The sequence below is a fragment of the Mycobacterium sp. genome, from assembly GCF_035499775.1.
GTDB lineage: Bacteria > Actinomycetota > Actinomycetes > Mycobacteriales > Mycobacteriaceae > Mycobacterium.
Map to the genome: position 1 here is coordinate 1 of NZ_DATJYB010000428.1, position 11,555 is coordinate 11,555.

The following is an 11,555-nucleotide window of genomic DNA, read 5'->3' on the forward strand; positions in this document are numbered from 1 at the left end:
GGCCTGCACGATCGCCTTGGGCAGGTCGATGTCCTCGAGCACTTGGTCGGTCAACTTCGGGAAGTCGATTCTGGCCACAACCTCGTTCATGTCGAGGCGGGCCACGACGGCGTCGATGTCGAGTCGTTCGACGATCGCGCCCGACCCGCTCGGCCTCGTGTCGCTGGCGCCGCAACAACCCCCCAACCACCGGCAACCCCTCGTAGCGCCGAGACACCGGGCCAGTCGCATCGGTCATAGCCGCATTCTGCGCTGAAAAGTCCGGCTCGCGCTATGGAGTCGGGAACCCCCCGCACAGGGCCTCGAAGGCGTCGGCGACCCGCAACACGGTGACATCGTCGAATCGCTTGCCCACGATCATCATTCCGGCGGGTAGGCCATCGACAAGCCCGGCGGGCACCGAGATCGCCGGATGTCCGGTGATGTTGATGGGGGCGGTGTTGAACGCCTTGCCGATCGTGAGTGGGAGTAGCGCGATATCGGCGGGGTCGCCCGCCGGTAATGGGGCGGCGGTGCCGGGCACGGTAGGCATGACCAGTACGTCGTACTGGCCGAGCGCGGCGTCGTAGGCGGCGCGCACGTGCGGCAGCAGATTGCGTGCCTTCGCATAGGATGCGCCGCCAAACCGCGTCAGGCCGTAGTGGCCGCCCAGCGCCGTAACCTTGACGACACTGGCGAGTCGATCGGCCGTGACGGCTCGCTGACTTGCGAAGTGCGCCATAAGTTCTGGGTCGTAGAGTCCCTCCGCGCCGAGCCCGTAACCGTTGCCGTCCAGCATCTGGTAGGTGGCGCCTTCGGTGAAGATGACGCCGAAGACATGAACTGCCTTACGGTGCCAGGGCACGCTGACTTCGGCTACGGTGCAGCCGATCTCGGTGAACCGTTGTGCCGCAGACCGGACCAACTCGTCGACCTCCGGCAGCGCGCCGGACTGCCCGAAGCCCTCGGTGAGAACGCCCACCCGCAGCCCGGCCACGTCGCCGGTGAGCGCGGCCCGATAGTCGACCGCGGGTGCCTCAGGGCGCTGGCGCGGGTCGCAGCCGTCGGGCCCGGCGAGCACGGTGAGCAGTAGCGCGGCATCGGCGACGGTGCGCGTCATCGGACCGAGGTGATCGATCGTGCGCTCGACCGGGAACGCTCCGGTGTAGGGGACCACCCCGTGCGTCGGTTTGAGCCCGACGATGCCGCATAGTGACGCGGGGATGCGCACCGATCCGCCTTGATCGCCGCCGACGGCGAGTTCGACCTGACCGGCGGCAACCAGCGCGGCACTGCCGCTGGACGAGCCACCCGTCTCGCGGGTGATGTCCCACGGGTTGCGCACCGGTCCGCTGGCCGAGGTGAAGCTCGACCCCGAGCAGCACAGGTCTTCGCAGACGCTCTTGCCGGCGATGATCGCGCCGGCGTCCAAAAGGCGCTCGACGACGGTGGCGTCGCGGCTGGGGATGAAACCCTCCATCGCCCGCGATCCGTTCGTCAGCGGAATCCCGGCGACCGCGATGCTGTCCTTGATCGCCACACGCCGGCCCGACAACGGGCCCTGGGCGCCGGAGGCGATCTCGGCGGTGACATACCAGGCTCCAAGTGGATTCTCGGCCGGTGCCGGAAATCGGTAGGCACGCTCGGGGACCCCCGGTCGAGCGAGCTGGTCGTAGAGCTGTTCGACCACGTCGTAGGAAATCAGCGTGGCCCCGACCGCCGCCGTGAAATCCCGGCGGGCGTGCGCGTCGAACTGGAAACCGAAGTGCTTGGCAGCGGCGTCGATGTCCGCTTCTGATGGTTTCGGAACCGGCATGTCGACCTCCCATCGTCGTCGGTAGCAGCCTAAGGGCTATCGCACTGGGCGCAATGTGGTGTTTGACCAGGTCAGCGATACGGTATTGGCATTCTCTTTTTTTGCAAGTACGTTATTCACTGATGGATAATGCACCTCAGACATCGTCGGGCATCCCGCTCGCTCCGGTGTACGGCCCGGCGGATCGCAAGACCGAGCCTCCGCCGCCGGGAGAGTTTCCCTTCACCCGGGGAAACTTCGCGTCCGGCTACCGCGGCAAGTTATGGACATTCCGGCAGTACTCCGGCTTCGGTACCGCCGAGGAATCCAATCGCCGCTACCGCTACCTGCTGGAACAGGGTGGGACGGGGTTGTCGGTGGCGCTCGATCTGCCCACCCAATGCGGGTTCGACTCCGACGATCCCGAGGTCAGCGAGGAAGTCGGCCGCGTCGGCGTCGCGGTGGACACGCTGGCCGACTTCGAGATCCTGTTCGACGGTATTCCGCTGGACAAGCTCAGCACGAGCATGACGATCAACGGCACGGCGGCGATCCTGCTCGCCTTCTACGTGGCGGCCGCCGAGCGAAAAGGGATACCGCGGGCCAAGCTCACCGGGACCATCCAGAACGACATCCTCAAGGAGTACGCCTCCCGTGGAACCTGGATCTGGCCGCCGGAGCCGTCGTTGCGGCTGATCGCCGACACCATCGAGTTCTGCGCGGCCGAGGTCCCCAAATTCAACGCCATCTCGGTGGCCGGTGCGCACTTCCGCGACGCCGGGGCTACCGCGGTGCAGGAGATGGCGTTCACCCTCGCCGACGGTGTCACCTATTGCGACACCGTCGTGGAACGCGGCCGCATGACGATCGACCAGTTCGCGCCGCAGATCTCGTTCTTCTTCTATACCCACGGCGATTTCTTCGAAGAGATCGCCAAATACCGTGCGGGGCGCAGGCGTTGGGCGACGATCGTGCGGGAACGCTACAGTGCGAAGACGGACAAGGCGTCGATGTTCCGCTTCGGCTGTGTGTGTGGCGGTGCGTCGCTGTACGCCCCGCAGGCGCAGAACAACCTGGTGCGGGTGGCCTACGAGGCGATGGCGGCGGTGCTGGGTGGTGTGCAGTCGATGTTCACCGCGGCTTGGGACGAGCCGTTCGCGCTGCCCACCGAGGAGTCCACCACGCTGGCGCTGCGCACCCAACAGATCCTGGCCCACGAAACCGGCGTGGCGCGCGTCGCCGACCCGCTGGGCGGCTCGTACTTCGTGGAGGCACTCACCGACGCCACCGAGGCCGGCATCATCGAGATCATGGATGACCTTGAGCGCCATGGCGGGATGGTCAGCGCGATCGAGGACGGGTACCTGCAGGGCCTGATCGCCGACGAAGCCTTCAAGATGCATCAGGACATCGAGGCCGGGACCCGCCCGGTGGTCGGGGTCAATCGGTTCGTCTCCGAGGAACCGGCGCCGGATGTCATCACCTACGAACTCGACGCCGAGGGCCGTGATCTGCAGCTCAAGCGGCTCTCCAAGGTCAAGGCCGAAAGGGACAGCGGCGCAGTGCAATCCAGCCTGGCCGCGCTCTCCCGCAGTGCTGAAGGGACCGACAACCTGATGCACAAGCTGATCGACTGCGCCAACGCGTATTGCACGGTCGGCGAGATGGTTTCCGCCCTGAAAGCGGTGTGGGGCGAATTCCAGCAACCGGTGGTGTTTTAATGGCCGTTCGGATCCTGGTCGCCAAGCCCGGTCTCGACGGGCACGACCGCGGCGCCAAGATCGTCGCACGCACCCTGCGCGACGCCGGATTCGAGGTCATTTACACCGGGATCCGGCAGCGCATCGAAGACATCGCCTCGATCGCCGTTCAGGAAGACGTGGCCGTGGTCGGCCTGAGCATCCTGTCCGGCGCCCACCTGGGGCTCACCGTACGCACCATCGAGGCGTTACGCGCGGCCGACGCCGCCGACATCGCCGTCGTCGTCGGGGGCACCATCCCGCACGCCGACGTGCCCAAGCTATTGGAAGCCGGTGCCGCCGCGGTGTTTCCCACCGGGACGCCGCTCGATGTTCTGGTGCACGACATCCGTGCCCTCACCGGCACGGCGGAATTGATACCGAAGGACACTGCTGCAAAGGAAACACAGTGCGCATCGGAGTGATGATCGGCGCCGAGCGTGGCGATATGGCCCGCAAGGCGGCCAAGCTGGCCTCCGATATCCAATGGGCCGAATCCGCGGGTCTGGACACTGCGTGGATGCCACAGGTGCCCAACGACTTCGACTGTTTGACCATGGTGGCGCTGATGGCTGCCCACAGCTCACGCATCGAACTGGGAACAGCGGTGGTGCCGCTGCAAGCCCAGCATCCTATTGCCCTTGCCCGCCAAGCGCTTTCGACGCATGCGGTGGCGGGTGGGCGGCTGGCGCTGGGCGTCGGCCCGTCGCACCACTGGATCATCCGGGACATGCTCGGGTTGCCGTATGAGAAGCCGGCCGCCTACACCCGTGACTATCTGCAGGTGCTCAACGCCGCTATCGCCGGGCCGGGATCGGTTGACGTCGAGAATGATTCGTTCACGGTGCACAATCCGACGGCGATCGGAGCCGACACACCCATGCCCGTCCTGGTCGCGGCGCTGGGGCCGGTGATGCTGCAGCTTGCCGGTGAACTCGCCGACGGTACCGTGCTGTGGATGGCCGACGAGCGCGCGATCGGAGATCACATCGCGCCGAAGGTCACCAAAGCCGCCGCGGATGCCGGGCGTCCCGCACCGCGCATCGTCGCGGGTATACCGGTATGCCTTTGTGCGCCGTCGCAAGTCGATGAGGCCAAGGAGCGGGCCAACCGCATCCTGGGCGAGGCCGAGGTGTCTCCCAACTACCAGCGGCTGCTCGAACGCGGCGATGCCCGCGATGTCGGCGATCTGTGTGCGGCCGGTGACCCGGAGCAGATTCTGGCGCGCATGCGCCGCTTCGCCGATGCCGGGGTGACGGATCTGTCGGTGCGGCTACTGCCGATCGGTGACAACCGTGACGAGCTGGTGGCGTCCAAACGCCGTACCCGCGAGATGATCGCCGAGCTCGCAACGGAACTGCGGTGACAAGCACCGGCCCGCTCGCCGGAATTCGGATCCTCGAGGTCGGCACCATGCTGGCCGGACCCTATGCCACCATGCTGCTGGCCGATCTCGGCGCCGAGGTCATCAAGATCGAGCCGGCTGGCGGCGAAATCTCCCGCAGCGTCGGGGACACCTACTTCGCCAGCCTCAACCGCAACAAGTCCAGCATCTGTCTGGACCTGAATTCCGATGCGGGACAACAGCGCCTCGGCGAGCTGGCGGCAGAATCGCAGGCGCTGCTGGTGAACCTGAAACCGTCGGCCATCCGCCGGCTGGGACTCACCTACGAGGCACTGCGACGCTGGAACGAGCGGATCGTCTGCGTGGCGATCACCGGTTTCGGGCTGTACGGCGGCGACGATCCGGCTTTCGACTACGTGGTCCAGGCGGCCGTGGGTACCGCCGCACTGACCGGCGAGCCGGACGGCCCACCGACCCTGCCGGGCTACTCCTCGGCCGACAACTCCACCGGAATGTCAGCGGCGCTCGGACTTTTGGCCAAGATCGTGTCGGGTGAGGGCGGGCAAGTGGACGTGTCGCTGCGCGACGTCATGCTGTCCCAGCTCAACTACCACGCCTCGGCCTACCTCAACAGCGGTACCGAGCCGCAGCGACGGCCATACGGGGCCCACTCGTATTACGTTCCAGCGCAGCTCTTCCCGACCGCCGACGGCTACCTGGCCCTGTTCATCACGCACGACGGCTTCTGGAAATCCTTCGCCGTCGAGGCGAATATCGATGGTTTCGAGACGATGACGCAACGGGTGGCGAGCCGCGACGAGGTCCTCGCAGCCGTCACAGCTGCGCTGGCGACCGACACCGCCCTCGGCTGGGAACGGCGACTGCGTCCGCTGGGGGTACCGGCGGCAGCGGTCAGGACGCTGCCCGAAGCGCTCGAGGTGACCCCGGAAGTCGTTGTGCAGGCAGGGGATTACCGGCTGGTCGGCAATCCGATCCACGTATCTGGCTATGAGCCGCAGTACCGGCCGCCGCCCAAGCTGGACGAGCACGGCGATTAAACCTTGCGCTCGATGAATTGCTCGTTCTGAGAATTTCCGGAGATCGGACCGGATGCTGGTTGGTGCGACCCGCACTCGCCTAACCACCAGCCAACCCGGAAGAGGAGTAATTCAAATGACCAATCCCGATCTCACCCTTATCGGCGTATTAGTGGACCGGTCCGGCTCGATGCAGGGCCTGAAGAGCGACATGGAACCCGCATTGGCGAACTTCCTCGTCGCCCAGGCCGAGCAGCCCGGCGCGGCCCAGGTGAGCCTGGCCCAGTTCGATGATGTCTACGAGCAGGTGTGGACACTGCGCGATATCGCCGAAGTTCCGAAATACACGCTGGTGCCTCGGAATACGACCGCGTTGCTCGACGCAATGGGCAGGTTCGTCACCGATGTTGGCGCCGGGATCGCCGGCCGACCGGAACAGGATCGCCCCGGCAAGGTAATCATCGTCATCATCACCGACGGCCTGGAGAACGCCAGCCGCGAATGGTCGCGCGATGGGGTCCGCGAGCTGGTGCGGCAGCAGCGCGAGCGTTATGCCTGGGAATTCGTGTTCCTGGGCGCCAACTTCGACGCGGTCGCCGAAGCCGGACGGCTGGGCATCCCGCACGGGGCTGCGTTGACATTCGCACCGGGGGCCACCCCGGCCGCGATGGCGAGCATGGGCAGCCACGTGAGCCGGTTGCGAGCTTCGGGTAGATCAGCCTTCGATGACGACGAGCGCAGTAACGCGATGAGCAAACCAAGCCGCGGGAAGCGGTGGCCTTTTGGGCAGTCAGCACGATAACCGGGCCCGCTCCTTTCGGCGATCGGTTTCATGTGTGCTGTGTCACACTGGCATTGCCGATACGCGAGTGGCGCGGTGACCGCATTGGGGAAGGGGCTGGTGTGATGCATACGCCGGTCTTCGATGCGGTCGCGCCGCCGCGGCTGGCTACCGATCCCGCGTTTGGACGTCTGTCGTCTCAGCGCGGGGACTTGCCGCTCGAAGATGTGCAGTTACACGCTGACATCGCGGCGCTGGCGGCGTCGGTCGATCTTCGCGCCACGTTCTGCAACGACGGCACACACCCGGTCGCGGCGACCTACGTGTTCCCGGTCCCCGAACTGGGGGCGGTGAGCTCTTTGCAGGTCCGGACCGGATCCACGGTGATCGACGGTTGGTTGATGGAGCGGGCCGAAGCTCGCGACACCTACGCGGCCAGTCGCGACAAACAGGCCGCCTCAGCCATTCTCGAACAGGAACGGGAGGACGTCGTCACGATCAGGGTGGGCACGATCGCTCCCAATGAGCGCGTGGAAGTCAGGCTGACCCTGCACGCGCGACTGACGTACGCCGATGGACAGGTCTTTTTCCGCTTCCCGCTGGTCGTTGCGCCACGCCACATACCGGGTGCCCGATTATCGGGTGCTCCGGTCGGTGCCGGCACCGCCGAGGACACCGACCTGGTGCCCGATGCGTCCCGGATTGTGCCACCGGTCCAGTCCGCGGGCACGGTCCGACTTGCGGTTTCGATCACCGTGGCCGCCGGCGCGTACGCCATCGAGGAGATCGGCTGCACGCTACGAACACACATTTCCCGCGACGAGCCCGGCACGACCATACGGATCGAGGCATTGCCCGGGCAACGGCTCGATCGGGATCTGGTGCTTCGGATCCGCACGGCCGCGCATCGTCAACCCTCGCTGTCGTTATTGACCTGTGTCGACAGCGACGGGCGGGAGGGCACCTTCGCCTTGACCCTGCTGCCACCCACCCTTGAGCCAGGGCCCGTCGCCGGGCGCAATGTCGTCGTTGTCGTTGATGCATCGGCGTCGATGTCGGGCTGGCGTCTTCCCGCCGCCCGCCGGGCCGCGACCCGCATCATCGATACCCTCACGCCCGCAGACCAATTCACCGTCCTGGCATTCGCCGACGGGGTCACCCACCCCGACTGGGACGCAGCCGGTCTGGTGGAGGCGACCGAGCGCAACCGGTTTCGCGCGATTGAACATCTGTTCGCTACAGCCGCGGCCGGCGATCCCCGACTGCTATCGGCGCTCGAAGCCGCGGCCGGACTGCTTACTGATCCGCGACGGCCGTCAATCCTGGTCGTTATCACCGCCGGACAGGTGGGCAACGAAGACCAGATCGCCGCCCAATTCGGGCCGCGCGGTGCTGCTGTCCTTATCCATGCGGTCGGCATCGGGGCGACGGTCAATGCCGGTCTGCTTCGACAGCTGGCCGCCGCGGGCCGCGGACAGGTGCTGCTGGCCCAAAGTGACGATGCGCTCGACGACCTGACGCCGACTCTGCGCCGGCTGTTGGGGCCGGCGTTGTTGACCAATCTCGGACTGGTCGGCGACGGAATTGAGCTGATTCACAACACAATATCGCCGGCTCGACCGCCAGAGATCTTCTCCGGTGCCTCGACGGTGATCACCGGCCGGTTCCGGGGCAGTCCGAACGGGAGCGTGGTCGTGTCCGGCACCGGGGCCGACGGGCGGCCGTGGGCCTCACGGGTGAATGCGATTCCAGTCGGCGGGCGGGCCTTGACGCAGCTGTGGGCCAGGGCGTTCCTCGCCGACCTGCAGCGCCGGTATCTGCGCTGCCCGATCGAGGAAGCCACGGGGCTGGAGCAGTTGATCGTATCGATGTCGCTGCGGTTCGGCGCGCTGAGCCGGTTGACGGCGTTCGTCGCGGTGAGCAACGCGCCGACGCGTGCGGTCGCAGCGCCGCGTGAGGTCATTCAGTCGGTCGAGTTGCCGGCCGACTGGGTCGAACCCGAACCCGGCCTGTCGCCGTACGCCATTCACTATGCGCGGATCCTTGCGTCCACGCGCGGTCGGAGAGCTGACCCATCCGCGCCGGGATCGGCCGCGCACACGGGAAGCGGGCCGATCGTTTCCGCCGACTCGGGACGGGTGGGAAGCCCAGCACCCCCGGCGCCGTCGCCGATTGTGGACGACTCGGCAACGTCGTTCGGCTATGGCGCAGCACCGGAGATAGCCTCGCCGCCTGTGCGATCCGCGGCTCCGCCAATGCAATCCGCCTTCCCGCCCGCTCCGCCGCAATCGGCCGCCCCGCCACGGCCACCCTCCGCCTGGCCGATGCCATCCGCCGCCCCGCCACCGCCGGGCTCCTGGTCAGCGCCGCCCGGCGGCCCGGCCGGTCCCGCGGGACCGGTGCCGAGCAGTCGCGGGCGACGCGGACGTTACATCGGCGCGGGTGCGGCGGCCGCCGCAGTGGCGCTTGGAGTCACGGTTTTCGGGTCAACGATCCTGGGGCAGAAACACGATACGGCTGCTCACCCCAGCACGGGCCTACCACCAAGCAGCGTCACGGCACCGCCATCCAGCCGTTCGGCGACCGCCGTTGATCCCCATACTGGGGCACGGCTGACCGTCACCCTCAACCCGCAGGGGAGCGGTAGCGAGGTCAGCGCGCAGGTATCCGGTATTCCGGCGGGCGTCGCGGTGCGATTGATCGTCGTCGGCCGTGACGGCGTCCGCCATCAAATCGATCAATGGGCGATGGCCGGCGGCGGTTCGTCCCGACGCGCCACCACCAGTCTGCGTACGGACGAAATCGCTTCTGTCGCAATTGAAGACGCGTCCGGGCAGGTCTACGTGTCGGCCCCGGTCACGTGAGCGGTGCCATGGAATCGCTCGCACCACTCGAAGTCGAAGATCCCCGCTCTGTCGGGCCGTTCACGCTGCTCGGCCGGTTGGGCGGCGGCGGAATGGGAATGGTGTTCCTGGGCAGGTTGCCCAGCGGCAGGCTCGCCGCGGTCAAGCTGGTGCATCCCCATCTCGCCCACCAACGCGCGTTCCGGGAAAGGTTTCGACGCGAAGTCGACAACGCCAAGGCGGTCGGTGGCTTCTTCAACGCGCCCATCGTCGACGCCGACCCGGAGGCGGCGGTCCCTTGGCTGGCAACGGCTTACATCGACGGACCGACATTGGAGGACGCGGTCGAGGACAACGGACCGTTGTCGGCGGAAATGGCCGCAATGGTGATGGTCGGGCTGGCCGAGGCGCTGACGGCGATCCACCACGCCGGGGTCATCCACCGCGACCTCAAACCGTCGAACATCATCCTGGCCGCCGACGGACCACGGGTAATCGACTTCGGCATCGCCCGCGCGCTCGACGATTTTCGGATCACCAGCTACGGCGCCGTGTTGGGCTCTCCGGAGTACATGTCGCCCGAACAAGCAAGCGGCGCAGCCGAACTCACCGCAGCCTCGGACGTCTTCGCGCTGGGCTCGGTGCTGGTCTTTGCCTCCTCGGGGCACCCGCCGTTCTACGGTGGCCATGTTTTGGCCGTGCTGCACAACATCAGATACACCGCCCCTGACCTCGAGGGTGTGCCGTCAAGGCTGGCCCCGGTCGTCGCTGCCTGCCTGGAGAAGGACCCCGTTGATCGCCCGAGCGTGGCAACGCTGCGCGACCCCGGCGCGGACGAGGATCGACAAGATCGCCGAAAAGACCTCCCTGAGCGCCGAGACCGCTGGTGGCTGCGACAAACCTGAACGCCAGTTGGCCGACAGAAAGGCGTTCTACCCCAACCGATCCGGACCGGTGAGGTGGGCTTCGGCGAGCTTGCGGAAAGCCGCCACCAGCCGGCTGCGATCCCCTGCGCGGCTTGCCAATACGACGTGGCTGGGTTCGACACCTTCCAGGGGCACCGTGGTGATATCGGGCCGCAAGCTGTTGCCGCGAAAGCCGGCCGTTATGGCCACCGCTTGCCCGGCGGCGATGAATTCGAACTTGTCTTCCAGCGCGTCGATGAACGGGCCGTCGGGTGCCCGTCGCCCGTCGGGCCGGGGGTCGATGCGCCAGAACGCGCTCCAGGCCGGATCGGAGTGGCGCACCCGCGGCATCGGTTCATCGGCAATGTCGTCGATGGTGACCGATTGTCTACCGGCCAGACGATGATCCAGGGCTACCACCAGCACCCTGGGCTCGTCGTAGAGGATCGTCACGTGCAGTTGGTCGGTCGCAAACGGCAGCCGAGTCACCACCGCATCGACCCGATGCTCGAGCAACGCCTCCCGCGGTTGATTCCAGTCCAGGTGCAATGTGTGCACGTCGGCGTCCGGGTGTTCGCGGCGTAACTCGCGCACCGCCGGGGTGACGATCAAGCCCGAGGTGTAGCCGATGGTGATGCGGCTGGGCTGCGCAGCGGCCCGGGCTTGCGCGGCGGCTTGGGTGGCGGAGCGCAGCAGTGCCCTGGCCCGGGGCAGGAACACCTCGCCGGCTTCGGTGAGCCGGGTGCCCTGGGGCGTGCGGTCCAAAAGCCGCACGCCTAACTGCTGCTCCAGACGTCGGATCTGCCGGCTCAACGAAGGCTGTGCCACCCGCACCGCGGCAGCCGCGCGGCCGAAATGCCGGTGCTCGGCCACCGCCACGAAGTACCCCACTAGGCGCAGGTCGAGGTCTATCAGCGGCGAGGCCGAGTCGGTCATGCGCCAAGTGTAGTCACCGACGCTGGCTGGCTAGTCACAAATAACGACACTGAACTGCAGTGATGCCTCATTTGCATCGCGTTATGTGAAACAGGTCTTGGACATGCCCCGCATTGGCTCATTGACTGGATGGCATCGAGCGTGAAGCTATCAGGAGGGATCACTCATGCAGGTATTTGTCACTGGCGCAACCGG

9 protein-coding genes are annotated in these 11,555 nt (G+C 66.7%); 7 read left to right on the plus strand and 2 right to left on the minus strand.

The annotated features are described in order from the left end of the window. Positions 1-271: 271 nt before the first annotated feature. Positions 272-1,795, minus strand: coding sequence for an amidase (locus VML93_RS26565; RefSeq protein WP_325615248.1), 1,524 nt, complete (start codon positions 1,793-1,795; stop codon positions 272-274). Between the two features lie 122 nt (positions 1,796-1,917). On the opposite strand from VML93_RS26565, the gene VML93_RS26570 reads away from it, so the two are divergent. From VML93_RS26570 to VML93_RS26600, 7 genes are all read left to right on the plus strand, one after another. Further along, on the plus strand, positions 1,918-3,495 hold the full coding sequence (locus tag VML93_RS26570; RefSeq protein WP_325615249.1) for a methylmalonyl-CoA mutase family protein: 1,578 nt from the start codon (positions 1,918-1,920) through the stop codon (positions 3,493-3,495). Then, positions 3,495-3,938, plus strand: coding sequence for a cobalamin-dependent protein (locus VML93_RS26575; RefSeq protein ID WP_325615250.1), 444 nt, complete (start codon positions 3,495-3,497; stop codon positions 3,936-3,938). The genes VML93_RS26570 and VML93_RS26575 overlap by 1 nt, the downstream gene beginning before the upstream one ends. Continuing rightward, complete coding sequence (locus tag VML93_RS26580) at positions 3,923-4,879, plus strand: LLM class F420-dependent oxidoreductase (protein ID WP_325615251.1); 957 nt, start codon at positions 3,923-3,925, stop codon at positions 4,877-4,879. Before VML93_RS26575 ends, VML93_RS26580 begins: the two co-directional genes overlap by 16 nt. Continuing rightward, positions 4,876-5,916, plus strand: coding sequence for a CoA transferase (locus tag VML93_RS26585; protein ID WP_325615252.1), 1,041 nt, complete (start codon positions 4,876-4,878; stop codon positions 5,914-5,916). The genes VML93_RS26580 and VML93_RS26585 overlap by 4 nt, the downstream gene beginning before the upstream one ends. 115 nt (positions 5,917-6,031) lie before the next feature. Continuing rightward, positions 6,032-6,697: a vWA domain-containing protein gene (locus VML93_RS26590; RefSeq protein WP_325615253.1), complete on the plus strand. Its 666-nt coding sequence runs from the start codon at positions 6,032-6,034 to the stop codon at positions 6,695-6,697. A 104-nt stretch (positions 6,698-6,801) separates the two neighbouring features. Then, on the plus strand, positions 6,802-9,540 hold the full coding sequence (locus tag VML93_RS26595) for a VIT and VWA domain-containing protein (protein WP_325615254.1): 2,739 nt from the start codon (positions 6,802-6,804) through the stop codon (positions 9,538-9,540). A gap of 8 nt (positions 9,541-9,548) precedes the next feature. Continuing rightward, positions 9,549-10,424, plus strand: a complete 876-nt coding sequence (locus VML93_RS26600; protein ID WP_325615255.1) for a serine/threonine-protein kinase — start codon at positions 9,549-9,551, stop codon at positions 10,422-10,424. A 27-nt stretch (positions 10,425-10,451) separates the two neighbouring features. Here VML93_RS26600 and VML93_RS26605 read toward each other — a convergent pair whose 3' ends face one another. Beyond that, positions 10,452-11,360, minus strand: coding sequence for a LysR family transcriptional regulator (locus VML93_RS26605; protein ID WP_325615256.1), 909 nt, complete (start codon positions 11,358-11,360; stop codon positions 10,452-10,454). Between the last annotated feature and the right edge of the window lie 195 nt (positions 11,361-11,555).

Coding starts and splice junctions, on each gene's coding strand:
- VML93_RS26565 (WP_325615248.1), bottom strand. CDS start 1,795: ATGCCGGTTCCGAAACCATCAGAAGCGGACATCGACGCCGCTGCCAAG.
- VML93_RS26570 (WP_325615249.1), top strand. CDS start 1,918: ATGGATAATGCACCTCAGACATCGTCGGGCATCCCGCTCGCTCCGGTG.
- VML93_RS26575 (WP_325615250.1), top strand. CDS start 3,495: ATGGCCGTTCGGATCCTGGTCGCCAAGCCCGGTCTCGACGGGCACGAC.
- VML93_RS26590 (WP_325615253.1), top strand. CDS start 6,032: ATGACCAATCCCGATCTCACCCTTATCGGCGTATTAGTGGACCGGTCC.
- VML93_RS26595 (WP_325615254.1), top strand. CDS start 6,802: ATGCATACGCCGGTCTTCGATGCGGTCGCGCCGCCGCGGCTGGCTACC.
- VML93_RS26600 (WP_325615255.1), top strand. CDS start 9,549: ATGGAATCGCTCGCACCACTCGAAGTCGAAGATCCCCGCTCTGTCGGG.
- VML93_RS26605 (WP_325615256.1), bottom strand. CDS start 11,360: ATGACCGACTCGGCCTCGCCGCTGATAGACCTCGACCTGCGCCTAGTG.